General features: G+C 75.7%; 23 protein-coding genes. 7 read left to right on the top strand and 16 right to left on the bottom strand.

Features of this window, described 5'->3' with window-relative positions:
* Window positions 1–25 precede the first annotated feature (25 nt).
* Window positions 26–1,486, top strand: a complete 1,461-nt coding sequence (locus tag FJQ57_RS00950; RefSeq protein ID WP_139977388.1) for a phytoene desaturase family protein — start codon at window positions 26–28, stop codon at window positions 1,484–1,486.
* Here the strand turns inward: FJQ57_RS00950 and FJQ57_RS00945 are convergent.
* Window positions 1,438–1,959, bottom strand: a complete 522-nt coding sequence (locus tag FJQ57_RS00945; protein WP_139977387.1) for a hypothetical protein — start codon at window positions 1,957–1,959, stop codon at window positions 1,438–1,440. The genes FJQ57_RS00950 and FJQ57_RS00945 overlap by 49 nt on opposite strands.
* An 84-nt stretch (window positions 1,960–2,043) precedes the next feature.
* On the opposite strand from FJQ57_RS00945, the gene FJQ57_RS00940 reads away from it, so the two are divergent.
* The gene (locus FJQ57_RS00940; RefSeq protein WP_170219211.1) at window positions 2,044–3,210 is read left to right on the top strand and encodes a PP2C family protein-serine/threonine phosphatase; all 1,167 of its coding nucleotides are present in this window, start codon (window positions 2,044–2,046) and stop codon (window positions 3,208–3,210) included.
* A 306-nt stretch (window positions 3,211–3,516) separates the two neighbouring features.
* Here the strand turns inward: FJQ57_RS00940 and fadD1 are convergent, their stop codons facing one another.
* From fadD1 to FJQ57_RS00925, 3 genes are read right to left on the bottom strand one after another with little or no spacing between them, the layout of a single operon-like run.
* Window positions 3,517–5,130, bottom strand: coding sequence for a fatty-acid--CoA ligase FadD1 (fadD1, locus tag FJQ57_RS00935; protein ID WP_139977385.1), 1,614 nt, complete (start codon window positions 5,128–5,130; stop codon window positions 3,517–3,519).
* Window positions 5,127–5,990, bottom strand: a complete 864-nt coding sequence (locus FJQ57_RS00930) for an LLM class F420-dependent oxidoreductase (RefSeq protein ID WP_139977384.1) — start codon at window positions 5,988–5,990, stop codon at window positions 5,127–5,129. Before FJQ57_RS00930 ends, fadD1 begins: the two co-directional genes overlap by 4 nt.
* A gap of 19 nt (window positions 5,991–6,009) precedes the next feature.
* The gene (locus FJQ57_RS00925; RefSeq protein ID WP_139977383.1) at window positions 6,010–6,642 is read right to left on the bottom strand and encodes a helix-turn-helix transcriptional regulator; all 633 of its coding nucleotides are present in this window, start codon (window positions 6,640–6,642) and stop codon (window positions 6,010–6,012) included.
* Window positions 6,643–6,810: 168 nt separating this feature from the next.
* Here FJQ57_RS00925 and FJQ57_RS00920 point away from each other — a divergent pair, with 168 nt between their 5' ends.
* Window positions 6,811–7,776: an iron-containing redox enzyme family protein gene (locus tag FJQ57_RS00920; protein WP_139977382.1), complete on the top strand. Its 966-nt coding sequence runs from the start codon at window positions 6,811–6,813 to the stop codon at window positions 7,774–7,776.
* A complete protein-coding gene (locus FJQ57_RS00915; protein WP_246081527.1) occupies window positions 7,773–7,988 on the top strand; it encodes a CDGSH iron-sulfur domain-containing protein in 216 nt (71 codons plus the stop codon). The genes FJQ57_RS00920 and FJQ57_RS00915 overlap by 4 nt, the downstream gene beginning before the upstream one ends.
* Window positions 7,989–8,073: 85 nt before the next feature.
* On the opposite strand, the gene FJQ57_RS00910 is transcribed toward FJQ57_RS00915, so the two are convergent.
* Entirely contained in the window at window positions 8,074–8,703 is a 630-nt protein-coding gene (locus FJQ57_RS00910) for a methyltransferase (protein WP_211348710.1), read from the bottom strand.
* Between the two features lie 115 nt (window positions 8,704–8,818).
* Here FJQ57_RS00910 and FJQ57_RS00905 point away from each other — a divergent pair, with 115 nt between their 5' ends.
* On the top strand, window positions 8,819–9,457 hold the full coding sequence (locus tag FJQ57_RS00905; RefSeq protein WP_139977380.1) for a LuxR C-terminal-related transcriptional regulator: 639 nt from the start codon (window positions 8,819–8,821) through the stop codon (window positions 9,455–9,457).
* 66 nt (window positions 9,458–9,523) lie between these two features.
* Here the strand turns inward: FJQ57_RS00905 and FJQ57_RS00900 are convergent, their stop codons facing one another.
* The 5 genes from FJQ57_RS00900 to FJQ57_RS00880 form a co-directional block, all read right to left on the bottom strand.
* The gene (locus FJQ57_RS00900; protein ID WP_139977379.1) at window positions 9,524–10,198 is read right to left on the bottom strand and encodes an HAD family hydrolase; all 675 of its coding nucleotides are present in this window, start codon (window positions 10,196–10,198) and stop codon (window positions 9,524–9,526) included.
* A complete protein-coding gene (locus tag FJQ57_RS00895; RefSeq protein WP_139977378.1) occupies window positions 10,191–10,598 on the bottom strand; it encodes a hypothetical protein in 408 nt (135 codons plus the stop codon). Before FJQ57_RS00895 ends, FJQ57_RS00900 begins: the two co-directional genes overlap by 8 nt.
* Window positions 10,599–10,608: 10 nt before the next feature.
* The gene (locus FJQ57_RS00890) at window positions 10,609–11,334 is read right to left on the bottom strand and encodes an ANTAR domain-containing protein (protein WP_170219210.1); all 726 of its coding nucleotides are present in this window, start codon (window positions 11,332–11,334) and stop codon (window positions 10,609–10,611) included.
* Between the two features lie 161 nt (window positions 11,335–11,495).
* On the bottom strand, window positions 11,496–12,146 hold the full coding sequence (locus FJQ57_RS23165) for a helix-turn-helix transcriptional regulator (protein ID WP_139977376.1): 651 nt from the start codon (window positions 12,144–12,146) through the stop codon (window positions 11,496–11,498).
* Between the two features lie 66 nt (window positions 12,147–12,212).
* Window positions 12,213–12,527 carry a MerR family transcriptional regulator gene (locus FJQ57_RS00880; RefSeq protein WP_139977375.1) on the bottom strand — a complete coding sequence of 105 codons (315 nt, stop codon included), beginning with the start codon at window positions 12,525–12,527 and terminating at the stop codon, window positions 12,213–12,215.
* A gap of 125 nt (window positions 12,528–12,652) precedes the next feature.
* Between FJQ57_RS00880 and FJQ57_RS00875 the strand changes: the two genes are divergently transcribed.
* Window positions 12,653–13,099, top strand: a complete 447-nt coding sequence (locus FJQ57_RS00875; RefSeq protein ID WP_281284210.1) for an Hsp20/alpha crystallin family protein — start codon at window positions 12,653–12,655, stop codon at window positions 13,097–13,099.
* Between the two features lie 76 nt (window positions 13,100–13,175).
* Here the strand turns inward: FJQ57_RS00875 and FJQ57_RS00870 are convergent, their stop codons facing one another.
* Window positions 13,176–14,162 (bottom strand): LLM class F420-dependent oxidoreductase, encoded by a 987-nt coding sequence (locus FJQ57_RS00870; protein WP_139977374.1) that lies wholly within the window; start codon window positions 14,160–14,162, stop codon window positions 13,176–13,178.
* 176 nt (window positions 14,163–14,338) lie between these two features.
* On the opposite strand from FJQ57_RS00870, the gene FJQ57_RS00865 reads away from it, so the two are divergent.
* Window positions 14,339–15,067 (top strand): response regulator transcription factor, encoded by a 729-nt coding sequence (locus FJQ57_RS00865; protein WP_211348709.1) that lies wholly within the window; start codon window positions 14,339–14,341, stop codon window positions 15,065–15,067.
* Window positions 15,068–15,078: 11 nt separating this feature from the next.
* Here FJQ57_RS00865 and FJQ57_RS00860 read toward each other — a convergent pair whose 3' ends face one another.
* The 5 genes from FJQ57_RS00860 to FJQ57_RS00840 all read right to left on the bottom strand — a co-directional run bounded on the left by FJQ57_RS00860 (window position 15,079) and on the right by FJQ57_RS00840 (window position 18,979).
* Window positions 15,079–15,516: an SRPBCC family protein gene (locus FJQ57_RS00860; protein ID WP_170219209.1), complete on the bottom strand. Its 438-nt coding sequence runs from the start codon at window positions 15,514–15,516 to the stop codon at window positions 15,079–15,081.
* 102 nt (window positions 15,517–15,618) lie between these two features.
* Window positions 15,619–16,563, bottom strand: coding sequence for an NAD(P)/FAD-dependent oxidoreductase (locus FJQ57_RS23490; RefSeq protein ID WP_281284209.1), 945 nt, complete (start codon window positions 16,561–16,563; stop codon window positions 15,619–15,621).
* Between the two features lie 59 nt (window positions 16,564–16,622).
* Window positions 16,623–17,030 carry a DUF1772 domain-containing protein gene (locus tag FJQ57_RS00850; RefSeq protein ID WP_139977371.1) on the bottom strand — a complete coding sequence of 136 codons (408 nt, stop codon included), beginning with the start codon at window positions 17,028–17,030 and terminating at the stop codon, window positions 16,623–16,625.
* 4 nt (window positions 17,031–17,034) lie between these two features.
* Window positions 17,035–18,303: a flavin monoamine oxidase family protein gene (locus FJQ57_RS00845; protein ID WP_139977370.1), complete on the bottom strand. Its 1,269-nt coding sequence runs from the start codon at window positions 18,301–18,303 to the stop codon at window positions 17,035–17,037.
* 250 nt (window positions 18,304–18,553) lie between these two features.
* Window positions 18,554–18,979 carry a Fur family transcriptional regulator gene (locus FJQ57_RS00840; protein ID WP_139977369.1) on the bottom strand — a complete coding sequence of 142 codons (426 nt, stop codon included), beginning with the start codon at window positions 18,977–18,979 and terminating at the stop codon, window positions 18,554–18,556.
* Between the last annotated feature and the right edge of the window lie 78 nt (window positions 18,980–19,057).

The following is a 19,057-nucleotide window of genomic DNA, read 5'->3' as shown; positions in this document are numbered from 1 at the left end:
CGGCGGGTCTGGCACCGTCGAGGCCATGGCGGCACGGGCGGGACGCGACGCGGTGGTGGTGGGGTCAGGCCCCAACGGGCTCGCGGCAGCCGTGCGCCTGGCGCAGGCCGGGGTGCGGGTCACCGTGCTCGAGGCGGCGCCGACCATCGGTGGCGGCACCCGCACCGAGCAGCTCACGGTGCCGGGCATGCTGCACGACGTGTGCTCGGCGGTGCACCCGTTCGCGCTGGCCTCGCCCTTCTTCTCCCGCCTGCCGCTGGCCGAGCACGGACTCGTCTGGCGGTGGCCGGAGATCGACCTGACCCACCCCCTCGACGACGGCACGGCGGGAGTGCTGGTGCGCGACCTCGACGAGACCTGCCGGCGGCTGGGTCGCGACGGGCGGCGCTGGCGGGCGGTGTTCGGGCCCCTGGTGCGCGACCTCGACGAGCTGACCGGCGACGTGCTCGGCCCGCTGCTGCGCTGGCCCGACCACCCCGTGCGGCTGGCCCGGTTCGGGCTGCGGGCGGCGCTGCCGGCGACGGTGCTCGCGCGGGGCTTCGCCACCCCGCAGGCGGGCGCGCTGTTCGCCGGGTCGGCCGCGCACGCCTTCCAGCCGCTGGGCCGACCGGTGACCTCCGCGGTGGGCGCGATGCTGACCGTCGCGGGCCACCGGCACGGCTGGCCGGTGCCCGAAGGCGGGTCGCGGGCCATCACCGACGCGCTGGCCTCGCTGCTGCGCGAGCTCGGCGGCGAGGTCGTCACCGACAGCCCGGTGCGCACCGCTGCCGACCTTCCGCGGGCCGACCTGACCCTGCTCGACACGGGGCCGCAGGCGGCCGAGGAGATCCTCGGCGACCGGCTGCCGCGACGGGTGCGCCGGGCCTACCGCCGCTGGCGCTACGGTCCCGGGTCGTTCAAGGTCGACCTCGCCGTGCGCGGCGGCGTGCCCTGGACCCACGAGGACTCCCGGCGCGCCGGCACCGTGCACGTCGGCGGCACGGCGGCAGAGGTCGCCGAGGCCGAGGCCGCGGTGTACGCCGGCCGCATGCCCGAGCGCCCCTTCGTGCTCGTCGCCCAGCCGACCGTGGCCGACCCGACGCGCGTCGTCCGCGACCCCGGGGGCGACCCCGAGCGGGACCTGCACCCGGTGTGGGCCTACGCCCACGTGCCCGCCCACTGGGAGGGCGACGGGGAGCGGGTGGTGCTCGACCAGCTCGAGCGGTTCGCCCCCGGCGTGCGGGAGCGGGTGGTGGCGACGGCCTCGCGCACCCCGGCCGACCACGAGCACGAGAACGCCAACTACGTCGGCGGCGACATCGCCGGCGGCGCGACCGACCTCCTGCAGCTCGTCGGCCGGCCGCGGCTCGCGCCCGACCCGTACGCCACGGGCGCGCCCGGGGTCTGGCTGTGCTCCTCCTCCACGCCGCCCGGCGCGGGCGTGCACGGCATGTGCGGCTACCGAGCCGCCGAGCGGGCGCTGGCCTCCCTGGACTCCCCGGCCTGAGCCCGCGACCGTCGCCGCAGCTCGACGAGGAGCGGCGACCAGAGCACGACCCCCGCGGCGACGTACGACGCCGAGGCGAGCGCGAGCCCGGCGTCGGTCGACTCCCAGAACACCTCCGGGGTGACCCACAGCAACCCACCCACGACGAGGGTGCCGGTCGCGGCGGTGCCGACGCCCAGGACCAGCACGCCGGTCGCGCGGTGGTCACGCGTCGCCCGCAGGCTGAGGACCACGGCGACCAGCAGCGGGAGGGCGGCCAGCGCGAGCAGCCCCGCCACGAGGAGGAACGCGTAGACCGGCCACCACCCGCCCTCGCCCTCGGCCGGCGCGGCCGACCCGGCAGCGCCGACGCCGGCCACCGCCAGCGTCCCGCCCACCAGCCAGGCGGCGACCGGCAGCCAGACGTGCCACCGCGACGGCGGGAGGTCGGCGGGACTGGTCGGGGCGGTCACGTACGGCGTCGTGGCGGTCACGTCCGGAACGTTCCCGGCGGACCGCGGCGCACCCTGGGTACGGGTGCTCAACCCCGCGCCGGGGAACCGGCCATGATGGTCTCCGTGCCGACGTCTCCCCACGCCGTCGCCCTGCTGCTCGAGCGGGCGGCCCGCCGCCCCGCGGGCGAGCTCGCGCGCGTGGTGAGCGAGGTCGCCCACGAGGTCTGGGGCGCCGGCGGCGCGGCGGTGTACCTGGTGACGCTCGAGCAGACCGAGCTGGTGCCCCTGGGGCTGTCGCGGCGTGAGGCGTTCACGCTGGAGGACGGGCCGGCCTGCCGCTCGTTCACCCTCGGCCGCACCGTCGTCGAGCCCGGGCAGCCCGTCACGACCTGGACGCCACTCACCCACCGCGGCCACCGCCTCGGGCTGCTCGGGCTGGTGGCGGCCGCCTCACCGCCCGAGGTCGAGCTGCGGCCGTTCGCCGACGCCGTCGCCCTGCTGCTGGTCGCCGACAGCCGCAGCGACGACACCGCCGACGCCGTGCGCCGGACGCAGGAGCTGACCGCCGGCGCCGAGCTGATGGGCTCCCTCGCCCCGCCCGCGTCGTACGTCGACGAGCGGGTGTCGCTGGCCGCGGTCGCCGAGCCGAGCTACGCAGCGGGGGGCGACGCCTTCGACCACGCCCTCGACGGCGACCTGCTGCGCGCGATGGTGGTCGACGCGACGGGCCACGGCAACGGTGCGGCGGTGGTGAGCGCCGTCGCGGTCGCGGCCTACCGCTCCGCCCGCCGGGCCGGGGAGGACCTCCTCGGCACGTGGGCCGCGCTCGAGCGGCACGTCGGCGAGATCGGCACCACCGACCAGGACCTGCGCTTCGCCACCGCAGTGCTCGTCGAGGTGCACCTCGGCACGGGCCGGGTGGCGTGGGTCAGCGCCGGCCACCCCTTCCCGGTCGTCGTCCGCGCGGACGGGGACGCCGCGCAGCTCGAGGGCGACCCCGCCCCGCCGCTCGGCACCGGGCTCGGCGTCGCGCCCGAGGTGCAGGAGGAGTACCTCGAGCCGGGCGACGTGCTCGCCCTGCACACCGACGGCATCACCGAGGCCCGCGACCTCGACGGCACCCAGCTCGGCACCGAGGGGTGGCTGGAGGTGCTGCACACCGAGCTCGCCGTCGGCGGCCTGCTCGCCGAGCGGCTGCGCCGGCTCCGCCTCGACCTGCTGGCCCGCGACGACGCCTGGCTCGCCGACGACGCGACCGCCCTGCTCGTGGAGTGGCACGGCAGCACCTGACGGCGCGACCGGGCCACACGGTGGTCGAGGAAGGCGCCCCGGCGCCTGTCTCTCACGCTGCGGTCGCGTGGTCTCGAGACGGGACTCCGTCCCTCCTCGACCACCGTGGGTCAGGCCGGATCGCACGGCGGTCGAGGAAGGCGCCCCGGCGCCTGTCGCGAGGCCACTCCACCGGCTGCGTGTGCGGGGCCGGCCACACGGTGGTCGAGGAAGGCGCCCTGGCGCCTGTCTCGAGACCACCTCTCCCGCTGCGGCTGCGTGGTCTCGAGACGGGGCTCCGGCCCTCCTCGACACCGTCGCCGCGGGTCAAGGGGCGAGGGCGTAGGCGGTGCCGCGCTCGGCCCGCGCCCACAGCACGCCGTCGCCGGCGGTGGCGCCCTGGGCGACGAGCTCGCGCTTGAGCACCTTGTTGGTGGCCGTCGCGGGCAGGGAGGCGGCGAGGCGGACCCAGCGGGGGCGGGCGACGCGGGGCAGGTCGGGCTGGGCGTCGAGGAAGGCCTCGAGCTCCTCGGGCAGCAGGTCGGCGCCGTCGACGAGCACGAGGGCGGCCATCACCTGGTCGCCCCAGCTCCCCTCCGAGGCGCTGGGGTCGGGGACGGCGTACACCGCGGCCTGGGAGACCGCGGGCAGGCGGAGCAGGACGCGCTCGACGGGGGCGGCGGCGAGGTTCTCGCCGTCGATGCGCATCCAGTCGGCGGTGCGGCCGGCGAGGTAGACCCAGCCGTCGGCGTCCTGGTAGGCCAGGTCGCCCGACCAGTACATGCCGTGCCGCATCCGCGCGTCGGTCGCGGCGTCGTCGCCGTAGTAGCCGGAGAAGAACCCCGCGCCCTGGGTGTTGACCAGCTGCCCGATCGCGCGGTCGGCGTTGAGCAGCCGCCCGTGCTCGTCGAAGCGGGCGGGCTCGCACTCGGTGACCGTCGCCTCGTCGTACACCGCGACCCCCTCCAGCCCCACGCCGATCGAGCCGGGCGGGGTGCCGGGCGCGCGGGTCACCACGATGGCCAGCTCGGTCGAGCCGAACCCGTCGACCACCCGGCACCCGAAGCGACGGGAGAACTCGGCGATGTCGCGGTCGCTCGCCTCGTTGCCGAAGGCGACCCGCAGCTGGTTGTCGGCGTCGTCGGGCCGCTCGGGCGTCGCCAGCACGTAGGCCAGCGGCTTGCCGACGTAGTTGAGGTAGGTCGCGCCGTGGCGGCGTACGTCGTCGATGAGGCCGGAGGCCGAGAACCGGGCCGGCACCAGCGTCGCGCCCGCGACGACCGCGACGGCCCAGCCGGCGACGACGGCGTTGGAGTGGAACAGCGGCATCGAGACGTAGCAGGTGTCGTCGGCGGTGACCTCGCAGCGCGCGACGAGGGTGTGCCCGGAGAGCAGCACCATCGTGTGCGCGACCCGCACCGCCTTGGGGTCGCCGCTGGTGCCGGAGGTGAAGATGAGCATGAACGTGTCGGCGTCGCCCACCTCGCGCGGCGCGAGCGGGCCCGCCGCCGAGACGGCCGCCGCCCAGTCGGCGCGGCCGACGTCGACCACGCGGACGCCGGCGGGCAGGTCGAGCCCGTCGAGCAGGGCGGCGTGCTCGGCGTCGACGAGCAACACCTGGCAGTCGGAGCGGCGTACGTCGGCGGCGAGCGCGTCGGCACGGCGGGTCGTGTTGAGGCCGACGAGCACGTGGCCACCGAGCGCGGCCGCGGCCATCGAGCGCAGCATGGCCGGGCTGTTGCCGAGCAGCACCCCGACGTGGGGCGGGCGGTCGGGGTCGAGGAGGTCGGCGAGGGCAGCCGCCTCGGCCGTCGCCTCGGCGAGGTGCTCGCGCCAGGTCTGCCGGACCTCGTCGCGGCCGGCCTCGTCGACCCGCAGGACGGCGAGGCGGTCGGCGCCGGGCCCGTCGGCGAGCTCCCGCAGGCGCTGCTGGAGGGTCACCCGACCGCAGCGCCCGCGGTGAGCCCGAGCCGCTCGGCCAGCCGGTCGAGGTAGGCCACGACCTCCTCGGCCGGCTTGTCGGGCACGCCCCAGATGAGGTCGGTGGCGCCGGCCTCGGCCCAGCCGGCGAGGTCCTCGGGCGAGGGGCGCCGTGCGATGAGCACCTGCACCTGCGGCTCGCCCGCGCGGCCCGCGGCCGACCACGCCGCCCGCAGCGCGTCGGCCTTCTCGCCGATGCCGGACTCGGTCGGGGTGGTCATCCAGCCGTCGGCGGTGCGGGCGATCCACTCGAAGGTCCTCGGCCCGCCGCCGGCCCCGATGACGAGCGGCACGTGCGCCTGCACCGGCTTGGGGTAGGCCCACGAGGGTCCGAAGGAGACGAACTCGCCGTCGTAGGCCGCCTCGTCCTGCGTCCACAGCGCACGCATCGCCTCGACGTACTCGCGCAGCACGGTGCGCCGCTTGCCCGGCGGGACGTGGTGGTCCTCGAGCTCGTCGGTGTTCCACCCGAAGCCGGCGCCGATGGTGACCCGGCCGCCGGAGAGGAAGTCGAGGGTCGCGACCTGCTTGGCCAGGGTGATCGGGTCGGACTCGACCGGCAGGGCGACCGCGGTGGCCAGCCGGATGCGCGAGGTGACCGAGGCCGCGGTGGCCAGCGAGACCCACGGGTCGAGGGTGCGCAGGTAGCGGTCGTCGGGCAGCGTGTCGCCGCCGGTGGGGTGGGCGGCGTCGCGGCGCACCGGGATGTGGGTGTGCTCCGGCACGTAGATCGTGTCGAACCCACGCTCCTCGGCGGCCACGGCGAGCTCGGCGGGGGTGATGCCGCGGTCGGAGGTGAAGAGGACGAGGCCGTTGCGCATGGCCGAATTGAAACAGGTTCTAGTTTCGCGGGCCAGGGTTGTCGTCGAGGTCGACGGAGAACCCGTGCTGCAGGCACCACACGACCGCCTGAGACCGGGTGGCGACGCCGATGCGCCGGTAGGCGCTGCGGACGTAGGTCTTGACCGAGTTGATCGACAGGTAGCTGCGCTCGGCGATCTCCTGGTTGGACAGGCCCTGGGTGATCAGGGCCAGCACGTCGACCTCGCGCGGCGTCAGCCCGACGTCGTGGCCCAGGCGGTGCTCGACGGCGTCGACGCGCGGGGCGGCGGTCCCGCGCTCGCCGTCCGCACGGGTGGCCCCCAGCACCGCGTCGAGCAGCTCGGCCTCGTGCACGCCGAGGGGCAGCAGCCCGTCGGCCCCGCGGGCCAGGGCGCGCGAGGCGAGGTCGGGACGCAGGTCCTGGGAGACGACCAGCACGGCCGCGGTCGTCTCGCGGACGAGGAAGTCGAGGTCGGCCCCGTCGCCCTGGTGGAGCCCGGCGGCGTCGTACAGGACCACGTCGGGGTCGACCGCGTCGCGCCCGGTCGCCAGCGGCACGACCTCGACCTCGCTCGGGTGGTGGCCGAGCATCGCCGCGAGCCCGGTCGAGACGACCTCGAGCGGGCTGACCACCGCGACGCGTGCCGTCATGGGGCCATTCTTGACCCACCCTGCGGGGATGTGGTCCGACTTTCACCCGTCCGGGTGACGTTCGGCGGGCGGCTCGACTACGCCCACCGGGGTGGTTCTGGCCCCGATCCGGGCCAGTCACCCCGGGAGGTGTCGGGCAGCCCCCCGGGACCGGGACACGATCGAGAGGTGCTTCTCCCCCAGGCCCGCGGTGCGCTGAGCGCCGCCCTCCTCGACCTCCTGCGCCGCGACCCCGACCCCGACCGGACCGCGCCGGCGCCGGTCTGGCCCGTCTCCGCCGACTCCTCCGCCGACGAGGCCCTCAGCCTCTGGGTGCTCCAGGAGCTCCACTACCGCGGGTTCGACGACGTCGACGACCGCTGGGAGTGGGACCCCACCACCATCGCCCTGCGCGGCCGGCTCGAGCGCGCGCTCGAGGGCCGGCTGCGCGAGCGGTACGCCGTGGCCGACGTGCCGCGCAGCGACGACCTCGTCGACGACGTGCAGACCATGATCGAGCAGCACGACGGGCCCTCGCTGGCCAAGCACGTGCAGCAGCACGCTTCGCGCGAGCAGACCGAGACGCTGCTGCGCCAGCGGACCGTCTACCACCTCAAGGAGGCCGACCCGACGACCTGGGTCGTGCCGCGGCTGGGTGCCGGGCCGAAGGCGGCACTGCTCGAGGTGCAGTTCGACGAGTACGGCAACGGCGACCCGGGCCGGCTCCACCACGCCCTGTTCGAGCGCGGCCTGGTCGCTTCCGGGCTCTCGGCGACGTACGGCGACTACGTCGACGAGGCGTTGCCCGAGGTGCTCGAGCAGAACACCACCTTGTCGATGTTCGGCCTGCAACGGCGGCTGCGGGGTGCCGCGCTGGGCCACCTGGCCGCGTTCGAGGCCACCAGCTCGATCCCGTCGCGCCAGCTGGCGCAGGGGCTGCGGCGCCTGGGGTTCCCCGAGGAGATGACGGCCTACTACGACGAGCACGTCGAGGCCGACGCCGTGCACGAGCAGGTCGCGCTGCGTGACGTGTGCCTGGTGCTGGCCAAGGACGAGCCCGACCAGGCCGAGCTGGTGCGCTTCGGCGCCTGGGCCTGCCTCGACCTCGAGTGCCGCACGGCCGAGGCCGTGCTCGGCCTGTGGGCCGCGGCGTGAGCGCCGAGGCGTCCGGCCGGCCCGAGCGGCGGGCCGACATCGTCGTGTGCCCCGGCGGGCCGATGCTGGTGCGCGGCGACGTGGTCATCGAGACCGAGGACGGCGTGCGCCACGAGAGCACCCGCCCCGTCAGCGCCGTCTGCCGCTGTGAGAAGTCGGCCCGCAAGCCCTGGTGCGACGGCACCCACAAGCTGCTCCCCGGCTGGCGCTGACCGGCACCCTCCGAGCCCCGACCCGGGGGTAGTCCCTGACGAAGTGGTCGTGGATCGGCGCGATCGACGACCAGATCGTCAGGGACTAGCCCGGCTGGCGGGTCAGGCGCAGGACGAGCCCGCGGGCCGCCGTACGACGGCCGGCAGCCGCCCAGGCGCCGGAGGCCTCCGCGCGCTCGGTGACCAGGTCGGCCTGCTCGGCGTCGCCGAGCTGCAGCAGCAGGTCGCCCCCGGGCTCGAGGCACGGGGCCGCGGCCTCCACGCAGGCGTGGGCGAGGTCGAGCCCGGCCGGTCCGCCGTCGATGGCGGTGAGCGGGTCCTCGGGGAACCGGCCCACGTCGGCCGACGGCACCCACGGCGGGTCGGCGAGCACGAGGGCGAACCGCTCGCCCGGCGCCACCGCGCTCTGCAGCGGTGACTCCCGCACCTCGACGCGGTGCTCGACACCCGCGCCCTCGGCGTTGAGCCGGGCGAAGCCGCACGCCGTCGGGTCGGCATCGACCGCCACCAGGTGGCGCTCGGTGCGGGCGGCGACCAGCAGGCCGATGTGGCCCGCGCCCGTGCACAGCTCGAGCACCGGTCCCGGGGGCGCGTCGTCCAGCAGCTCGACGGCCCAGGCCGCCTGCAGCTCGGTCCAGGGGCGGGGCTCCAGCACCCGGTCGTCGTACTCGACGAGGAGGCCCCCGATGCGGGTCGACCGGCGCTCGTGCGTCACTGCGGCATCACCACCCCAGCCTGTCGCGCCGCAGGCCGCGGGGGATCCCTGCCCAGGGGTGAACGGCGCGGCGACCGCCCGCACGGGTGGGCGCGGGCGCACTACGATGCCTCGCATGTCCACGCCCGTCCGCGTCGCCATCGTCAACGACTACGAGATCGTCGTCGCTGGCATCGCCGCCGTCCTGGCCCGGCACGACGACCGCATCCGGGTCGTCGAGCTCGACAGCCGCGAGCCGGTCGTGAGCGACGTCGACGTGGTGCTCTACGACTCCTACGGCCAGGTCCAGGGCGACGCGATCGAGATCGACGACATCATGGACGGCAGCCGGGCCAAGCTGCTCGTGCTGAGCTGGAACACCGACCCCGAGCTGGTCAAGCGGGCCCTGGCGGCCGGCGCGTCGGGCTACGTGTCCAAGGGCAGCACCGTCGAGGAGCTCGTCGAGGCCATCGAGCGCACCCACGCCGGCGAGCAGGTGACGCCCGGCCCCGAGGGGGACGAGCTCGGCCGCTGGCCCGGTGACCAGCTCGGCCTGAGCGCCCGCGAGTCCGAGGTGCTGGCCCTGATCTGCCAGGGCCTGTCCAACCAGGACATCGCCGAGCGCGCCTTCATCGGCATCAACACCGTCAAGACCTACATCCGCACGCTCTACCGCAAGATCGGCGCCGGCAGCCGCACCCAGGCCGTGCTCTGGGGCATGGAGCACGGCTTCTCCCCCGACCGCACCCGCGTCGTCGTCGACGGCGAGCGCTGAGGGCGCTGAGGGCGCTGAAGCCGCCGGACCCACCCGGCACGCGGCGGCGGCCGGACGGCGGCCTGGTCAGCCCAGGAGGGACCCGGTCGCGCGGAGGTGGGCGGCCAGGTCGGCCGGGGAGGCGTGGACGGCCGCGGCGCCGGCCTCGAGCAGCTCGGCCTCGCCGATGCCGCCGGTCAGCACGGTGACGCACGGGACGCCGGCATCGGCGGCGGCGCGGACGTCCCAGGTGGCGTCGCCGACGACCACGGCCCGGTCGGCGTCGACCGACTCCAGCGCCACCGAGACCAGCTCACCGGACGGCTTGCTGCGCTCTGCGTCGGAGCCGGTGACCAGCTCGTCGAGCAGGTGCCGGTCGGCGCCGAGGAGGTCGAGGAGCCGGTCGGTGAGGTCGCGCTCGCTGGAGCTGGCCAGGGTGACGGTGAGGCCGTGGTCGCGCAGCGCCTGGAGGAGGTCGCCGGCACCCTCGGTGGGCACGATCGACCCGAAGAGCTGGTCCAGCCGCTCCGGGTGGCGACGGCGCAGCTCGTCGCCGAGCGCGTGCTCGGTCGCCTCCCCCGCCGCGGCCGCGACCAGGCGGTCGCCGCCCATGCCGATCAGCCGGTGCAGGCGCGCCGTGGGCACGTGCAGCCCGACGTCGCGGAAGGCGGCGTGCCAGGCCAGCACGTGGGCGTAGACGGAGTCGACGAGGGTGCCGTCGAGGTCGAGGACGACGGCGTCGACGCGGGAGCGCTCAGCCACGACCGCTCCCGCGCAGGTCGTCGAGCTCGGCGACGAACCGGTCGGGGTCGCGCAGCGTCATCGTCGCGCCCGGGTGCCGCAGCCGCCCGGTCGGGTCGAGCACCCGCACCGGCTCGTGGAACTGCACGCACACCGCGTCGTCCCCGTTGGTCGCGAAGCTGACGCCCCGGTCGGCGAAGGACAGGTGCGGCGGCCCGACGGTCTTGAACCAGCTGAACCCACCGGTGCGCTGCACCTCGCCGAGGTTGGCCAGCGGGGTGCGGAGCCGCCACAGGCCGTAGCGGACCAGCAGCCCGTCGGTCCCGAGCTCGACCCAGGCGGTCGACCCGGTGATGCCCAGCGCGAGCGCGGGGACCCGGTAGGACCGGGCGAAGGCGAAGTCGAAGCGGGTCGCGGTCACCGCCCCGACGCTAGGCGCCGGGCGTCGGCCCCGACCCATCCCGCCGGGCGGTCTCCCCGTGCTGCTGCACGATGCCCGCGGCGACGTCGCGCAGCTTGGTCTCCGAGGTCGCCGAGAGCCGGGTCAGGTAGGCGAAGGCCGTGTCCTGGTCGATCTGCAGGCGCTGCATGACCATGCCGAGCGCGAGGCCGATCGTGGTGCGCGTCGACAGCGCGGCGTCGAGGTTCTCCACCCGCCGGTCGTGGCCCAGCACGAGGGCCACGAGCTCGGCCACCAGCTCGGCGATGGCGGGGGTGCGCTCGTCGAGCACGCTGTCGTCGGTCGCGCAGAGCACCAGCGCGGCCGCCACCTGCTCCTCGACCACCACCGGCACCACGAGCTGGGAGCACAGGCCAGCGGCGTCCGCCTGCGCGGCGTACGACGGCCAGCGGGTCGCGCCGCCGAGCTGGTCGAGCCGGGTCGCCGGCTCCCCGCCCAGCACGGCCCGCACGGGCCCCTCGCCGGTCTCGTGCTCGGCGGCGACGAGGCGCTCCAGGAGCGGCCCGGTGCCGGCGCGCACCACGGGCTGGCCGTCCTCGTCGTCGCCGGGTGCGACCAGACCGGCGTGGTCGACGAGGGGGGCGAGGTCACGGGCCGCGGCCACCAGGGCGCGCAGGCGGACATCGACGTCGGTGGGGGACTGCAGGTCGCGCAGGACCCGCGTCAGCGCGCTGACCACGTCGAGGGGTCGGGACAAGGACCGCTCCGTCGGAGGACCGGGGGATCCGTGGGACCGGACCCCCGACAGGCGCGAGTCACTGTTTGGGCTCCGCCGGGAACGCCGCACAAGTTAGCAGCGCCCACCTCACTACCCCGAAGGGTGACTCGCCGTGCCGCCGGCGCCGGGCGGCAGACCCCTCACAGGCCGTGCTCGAGCCCCCACAGGACGGCCTGAGACCGGCTGCTGACGCCCATCTTCCGGTAGGCGCTGCGGACGTAGGTCTTGACGGAGTTGATGGAGACGTAGAGCTCCTCGGCGATCTCGAGGTTGGACTGCCCGCGGCAGATGCCGCGCAGCACGTCGGCCTCCCGCGGCGAGAGCCCGCCCGGCGCCGGGGCGTCGGGGTCGACGAGCGGGTCACGCCGGTGCACCCGCTCGAGGGCCTCGACCAGGGCCTCGGCCCCGGCGCTGACCGGCACCATCGCGACCGCGCCGAGGTCGCGGGCCCGGGCGACGGCGGCCGACCCGCTCTCCCAGACCAGGGCGACCCGCGGCACGGCCGGCAGGTCGTCGGGCCCGGCGCCGGCGGGGTTCCCGTCGACCGTGCGGGCGAGGGCGGGGTCGAGCACCTCGACGTCCGGGACCTCCGGACCGTGCCGCGGCACGATCCGCACGCGGTCGGCGTACGGGCGCAGCAGCACCGTCACGCCGGCGGCGAGCAGGGCGGGCACCTCGAGGGAGACCCGGACCGGTGGGGCGTCGTCGACCGGGGCGTCGACGGTCGCGGTGGGGGCCGCGGCCGCGGGGCCGGTGACGAGCGAGAGGAAGGACGGACGGGGGTGACGCATGGGTCGCCTCTTCGCGTGCACCGAGCCGTCGGGGTCGCGTTTCGGCCCTGGCCCGGTCCAGACATCCTACTCCGCGCGCTCGGGCTCCCGCCGGGCTCGCTCGGCCCGCCGCAGCCGGGCGTTGTCACGGCGCAGCCGGGCCACCTCGCCCTCGAGGGCCAGCACCCGGGCCACCCCGGCCAGGTTGAGGCCCTCGGCCAGCAGCTCGCGCACCCGGTGCAACCGCTCGATGTCGTCGGCGGAGTACAGCCGGGTGCCCCCCGCGGTGCGGTCGGGGCTGACCAGGCCCCGGCGCTCGTAGACGCGCAGGTTCTGGATCTCCATCGCGACCATCTCGGCGGCGACGGAGATGGCGAAGACACCCTGGCTGCTCGCGGTCACCCGCTTGACAATGCCTGATCCCTGGAATACAAACAACCTATAACCGTTGATACAGATACGGAGCACGTCCACCGTGGCGGTGGACCTGCTCCGGCCCCACCGAGACACACGTACAGGAGGACACCGTGCTGCTGCGCACCACCGACCCGTTCCGCGACCTCGACCGCCTCGCCCAGCAGCTGCTGGGCTCCGGCCCGGGCGTGGGCACCTCCAGCCGGCCGGCCGTGATGCCGATGGACGCCTGGCGCGAGGGCGACCGCTTCGTCATCGAGTTCGACCTGCCGGGCGTGGCGCCCGAGACCATCGACCTCGACGTGGAGCGCAACGTGCTCACCGTCCGCGCCGAGCGGCTGGCGCCCAACGGCGACTGGCAGATGCTCGCCTCCGAGCGCACGCGCGGCTCGTTCAGCCGCCAGCTCGTGCTGGGCGACAACCTCGACCTCGAGCGCATCGAGGCGTCGTACGACGCGGGCGTGCTGCGCCTGCTCGTGCCGGTGGCCGAGAAGGCGAAGCCGCGCAAGATCGAGGTCGCCGGCGCCCACGACGGTGGGCGCACCGCCATCGAGGCCTGACCGAACCGTCCGCGAGCCGGCCCCGGGGAGTCTCGGGGCCGGCTCCGTCGTGCTCGCGCTCGGGGTCGGTGTGGCGTCAGGCCGACGCGGCGCGCAGCTTCTCCAGCAGCGGCCCGGCGGCCTCGTCGAGGAACCGCTGCTGGTGCCGGTCGCCGATCTGCACCAGGGCGACGTCGGTGAACCCGGCCTCCCAGAAGGCCGAGACCGCCTCGACGATCGCGTCGAGGTCGGGCCCGCACGGGATCTGGTCGGCGACGTCCTCGGGCCGCACGAACTGGGTCGCGCCGGCGAAGCCGGCCGGCGTCGGGAGGTCGGCGTTGACCTTCCACCCGCCCGCGAACCACCGGAACTGCTCGTGGGCCAGAGCGGTGCTCTCCTCGACATCGGGGCCCCAGCAGATCGGGATCTGCCCGATCGCCCGCGCCCCGTCGCCGATGGTCTGCGTGCCGTCGGCGGCGTTCCAGTCCTGCACCAGGTCGGCGTCGGGCTCGACGGCGACGAGGTGGTCGGCGAGCGGGCCGAACCGCTCGATCGACCGCTCCCCCGAGACCGCCACCCCGATCGGCACGGCGACCTCGGGCAGGTCCCAGACCCGACCGGACTCGACGTCGAAGTGCTCGCCGCGGTAGTCGACGAGCTCGCCGGCGTGCAGGGCCCGGATGATCTCGATCGCCTCGACCAGCATCTCCTGGCGCACGCCGACCGCGGGCCAGCCCTCACCGACGACGTGCTCGTTGAGGTTCTCCCCGCTGCCCAGGCCGAGGGTGAACCGGTTGTCGCTGAGGATCTGCAGCGTCGCGGCCTTCTGGGCCACCACGGCCGGGTGGTAGCGCAGCGTCGGGCAGGTCACGTAGGTCATCAGGTCGACCCGCTCGGTCACCTGGGCCACCGCGCCCAGCACGGTCCAGGCGTACGGCGCGTGGCCCTGCTCGGTCAGCCACGGCGAGTAGTGGTCGCTGGAGACCAGGAGGTCGAAGCCGACGTCCTCGGCCGCCCGCGCGTAGCGGACGAGCTCCTTCGGGCCGCTCTGCTCGGTCATCAACGTGTAGCCGAAGCGCGTCATGGGTTCCCTCCACCGGGGCCCGCACCGGACGCGGGCCGACCCCTCGACGGTCCTCCGGACCCGCCCCCCGGTCACCACCCTCCGGCATGTCTCCCCCGCGCCCGGGCGACGATCACCCCTAGGCGTGAGCCTCGCGGTGCGACCCGGCCGCGGCCGCTCTGGGAGGCTGGTCGGCTGTGAGCAGCGCAGCCCAGGACGGTGCCGGCCCGATCCGGGTCGCCATCGTCAACGACTACGAGATCGTCGTCGCCGGGCTCGCCGCGGTGCTCGCGCCATACGCCGACCGGGTGCGCGTGGTCGAGCTGTCCGCGGGACTGCCGGTGGTCAGCGACGTCGACGTGGTCCTCTTCGACACCTTCGCCCGGCGCAGCGCCGACTCGCTCCTGCCCCCGGACCTCGCGCAGGGCGCGCCGCGGCTGGTCGTCTTCAGCTGGGACGCCGGTGCCGGGGCGGTCGAGCAGGCGCTGGCCGCGGGTGCGCACGGGTTCGTCGGCAAGGGCACGACCGCGCTCGAGCTGGTCGAGGCCCTCGAGCACGTGCACCGCGGGGAGCCGGTGGTGGTCGAGACCGGGCCACCCGACCTGGCCGACCTGGCCGACCTGACCGACCTGACCGACCTGACCGGCCGGGTGGCCGCGGTGGACGCGGTGCTGGCCCAGGCCGGCCGCTGGCCCGGCGACGAGCTGGGCCTGAGCCAGCGCGAGGCGGAGGTGCTGGCGCTGATCTGCCGGGGCCTGAGCAACGAGGAGATCACCGCGCAGGCCTTCATCGGCATCAACACCGTCAAGACCCACATCCGCACGCTCTACCGCAAGATCGGCGTCACCCGGCGTACGCAGGCCGTGCTGTGGGGCCATGCCCACGGCTTCGAGGCCGACCGGTCGCGCGACCTCGACCCCACCTGACCGGCGGGCCCTCAGACCGCCGAGGGCAGGTGCTCGAGCGAGTCGCGCAGGCTCTCGGCCAGGAAGTCGCCCAGGCTCGCCATCGACGGCAGCGTGACCGGGTCGTCCTCGGCCTCCGGCGTGAAGCGGGCCTCGTAGGTCACCACGCTTCCACCGTCGGTGGTGGGCTCGACCGTGATGGTGTCGACCATCCGCAGGCCCATGGCGGCGCCGTGCAGGCACAACCGGCGGCCCTCGACGTAGTCGGTGACCACGTAGTCGACCTCGGTGCGACGCCCGAGGAACTTGGCCACGTTGTGGTAGGTCGTGCCCACGCCGCCGTCGCCCCCGGTGCGCTCCGTGGAGACCGTCGGCGGGTCCCACTCCTCGGTGGTGGTGAAGTCGGCAAGGAACCGGAAGACGACCTCGGGAGGCCGGTCGACGGCGATCGTGCGCTCCACGACGGGCACGTCGTCACCCTTTCCTCGAGTGGCGGGACCAGTGCTTCGAGGGTGCAGCGGAGCGACGGGGTCCGTCCGCACCCCGCGGGGTGGCGGCACCAGGACGAGTCCCTAGGCGAGGCGGTCGACCAGCGCCCGGCCGAGCGCCCGGCCCGAGAGCCACGCCGTCTCGACCTTCGAGGTCGGCCCCCACGCGTCGCCGCACACCCCGACCGCCCGGCCGTCGGACTCGACGAGCAGGAAGGGGTCCTCGCGCTCGCCCGCCGGCTTGGCCAGCGACCAGCGGTGGAGGTGGGTCGACGTCGGCGCCGGCAGGTCGAGCAGCGCGCACAGGGCCTCGGTCATCGGGCCGGCCGCGGCCTGCGGGTCTGCCAGGTGGGGCTCGGCGAAGGCCGGGGTCGAGTGGGCGACCAGCACCGGGGCACCGTCGCCGCGGCGGCGGCCGTCGTCGGCGACCCACTCCAGCACCGGGTCGTCGTGCACGAACGCGCCGTCGAAGGACCACGCCCGCTCGGGCCAGCGGGCGGCCAGCGCGAGCACCGGCTCCCACGGCCGGTCCAGGCGGCGTCGTACGTCGGGGTGGTCGTCGCCCAGCAGGCGCACGGCCTGCGGGTCGGGCATGGCCAGCACGAGCGCGGCGCCGTCGTCGGGCGCCCGGTCGAGCTCGCCGTGGTGGACGTCGAGGTCGCGGGCGAGGTCCTCGACCAGCGAGCGGAGGCCGCCCGGCGCGCCCCAGCGGACCGGGCCGGACTTGGCCTCCGGCTCCGCGCCCGGCGCCAGGACGTGGAAGGTGTCGGTCCAGGGGGTGGCCAGGCCGCGCTCGCGCCAGTCGTCGACCACAGCGGCGAAGTCGTCGTCACCGACGGTGAAGTACGACGCGCCGGTGTCGACCGGGCGGCCGTCGAGACGGCGCGAGGCCATCCGGCCCCCGACCTTGCGGCCGCGGTCGTGCAGCCGCACCGGCACCCCACCCGCCACCAGCTCGCGGGCGCAGGCGACCCCCGAGATGCCCGCGCCGACCACCACGACCTCGTTGCTGCCCCCGTTGCTGGTCACGGGCCCGATCGTGGCCGACCCACGGCGTGGGCGGGACATCCGGAGGGGTCAGGCCGTGCTCAGCCCAGGACGGCCAGCGCGGCAGCCACGGCCCCGACGACCGCCCCGGCGCAGCGCACCCGGTCGACCACGAGCAGCCGCCGCACCAGTCGGTCGTCACCGGCGCCCCGCTGCCCGAGGCGGCCGTGGATCGGCGCGGCCAGGGTCGCGGTCACCCCCAGGGCGACCGCCGTCGCCGCGAGCCCGACCCAGCCCAGGACGCCGGGCCCCTCCAGCACCGCGACCACCCCGGCGACCAGCAGGGCGGCGTACACGAGGCCGACGACGGGCGCGATGCGGCGCGAGTGCCGGTCGTGGGCGCGCGCCCAGCCGTCGGCGGGCACCTCGGCGAGCGCGGGGTAGACCAGCACGGTCACCGTGAGCTGGAAGCCCGCGTGCAGCGCGGCCGCCAGCGCGAAGGCGGTCACGGCCTCAGCCCAGCCGGGCCGCCACCGCGGCGGCGGTGCGGCGGCCGCTGACCAGGGCGCCCTGGATGGAGCCGGTGTCGCGGTGGTCGCCGCAGACGAACCGGCCGTCGCCGAGGTCGACCGGCTTGGTCGCGGTGTACGGCGCCGGCTGGGCCGGGAGGGCGTGCGGGACCTCGTGGCGCACCAGCACCTCCCAGCGCGCGGCCTCGGCGAGCGGGACGCCGAGGAGCTCGGAGGTGTGGCGGCGGACGTCGGCCTCGGTCGGCACCCGGTCGGGCCCGAGCAGCGCCGAGGCCTGCAGCAGGCGGCGCCCGCGCGGGGCGTAGCTCGGGGCGGCGTCGGACACGACGGCGCAGTTGACCACCGGGCCACCGACGCGGGTGCGGCCGTCGACGTGCAGGAGCCCGCCGGTGCGGGGCGCGTCGTCGGCCGCCCACCAGGTGGTGACGACGCCCTTGGTCACCGGTGCCGGCACCCCGACCAGGCCGGCCGCCTCGGGACCGCCGGTGGCGACGACCACCGCGCGGGCGGCGTGGGCCGTGCCGCCGGCGTGCACGGTGGTGCCGTCGACCGCCTCGACCGGGGCGCCGGTGCGCACCCGGCCGGCGAGGCGGGCCGCGAGCTGCTCGGGCAGGGCCTGCATGCCGTCGCGGGGCAGGCCCGGCACGCCCTTGGCGAACATCCAGACCAGGACCTGGGCGTAGTCGTCGGCCGTCGAGCCCCCGTCCTCGAGCAGCACCCCGGCCAGGAACCGGTCGAGCACGCGGCGCAGCAGCCCGTCGACGCCGGCCCGGTCGAGGGCCTCGGCGCGGCTGCGCTGCGTCCGCCCGTCGAGGACCTGCGACAGCGTGCGCCGCGGCCGCGGGGTGAGCAGCGGCCGCAGCCACCGGGCCACCGCGGCCAGCTCGCCCGGTCGTCGTACGCCGGTCGCGAGGGTGGTCGGGACGAGTCGCGGCTCGCGCAGCGGGTGGGCGAGGCGGCGCGGACCGTCGTCGGTCAGCGCGGTGACACCGGCGGCGAAGGACTGCAGGTGCAGCGCGTCGACGTCGACGCAGCCGGCCAGGGCGGGGTAGGCGGGGTTGAGCAGCTGGAACCCGCGGTCGGCCCGGAACCCGTCGACGACGTCGGTGCGGATGCGCCCGCCCACCGCGTCGGCGGCCTCGAGCACGGTGACGTCGTAGCCGCCCTCGTGCAGGGCGAGCGCGCAGCGCAGGCCCGCCAGGCCCGCGCCGACGACCACGACGTCGGTCTCGGTCGAGGTGTCAGGTCCCACGGCGGCACGATGTCACCGCGCGGCGCCGCCCCTGCTCACCCCGGCGGCCGGAGGGGTGCCTCGGCGACACGGGAGTGCCTCCAGACCGCGGCGGCTGGGAGTGGTCTCGAGACAGGCGCCAGGGCGCCTTCCTCGACCACCGTGCGGCCCGGTCGGGCGCGAGCACCGTCACCACCGTGGGGCACGGTCGACCGCGGAGGCGAGCACACGGTGGTCGAGGAAGGACGGAGTCCTGTCTCGGGCCGCAGCGTCAGGAGGAGGTGAGGGCCTTCTGGCACTCCGGGCAGGTGCCGAAGAGCTCGACGGTGTGGGAGACGTCGGCGTACCCGTGCTCGGCGGCCTGCGCCGAGGCCCACCGCTCGACGGCGGGGCCGGCGATCTCGACGGTGCGGCCGCACTGGCGGCACACGAGGTGGTGGTGGTGGGTGGGGCTGCAGCGACGGTAGACCGCCTCGCCGCCGTCGGTCTTGACGACGTCGACCTCGCCGAGGTCGGTGAGGGTCTGCAGGGTGCGGTAGACGGTGGCCAGGCCGACCGACTCGCCGTCGCGGCGCAGGGCGTCGTGGATCTCCTGCGCCGTGCGGAAGTCACCGGAGGAGCTGAGCGCCGCCTCGACGGCGCGCTTCTGCCGGGTCGACCGCGTGCCGGCGGGGCGGGTGGCGGCCTGGTCGTTCACGACGTCCACGTTACTCCCAGGTCACGGCCGGGGGACGGACGGCGACGACGCTCGCGTCGCGTCCGATAATGATGTTCA

Source organism: Nocardioides litoris (assembly GCF_006346315.1).
Lineage (GTDB): Bacteria > Actinomycetota > Actinomycetes > Propionibacteriales > Nocardioidaceae > Nocardioides > Nocardioides litoris.
This window is presented reverse-complemented; position numbering and strand designations above follow the sequence as displayed.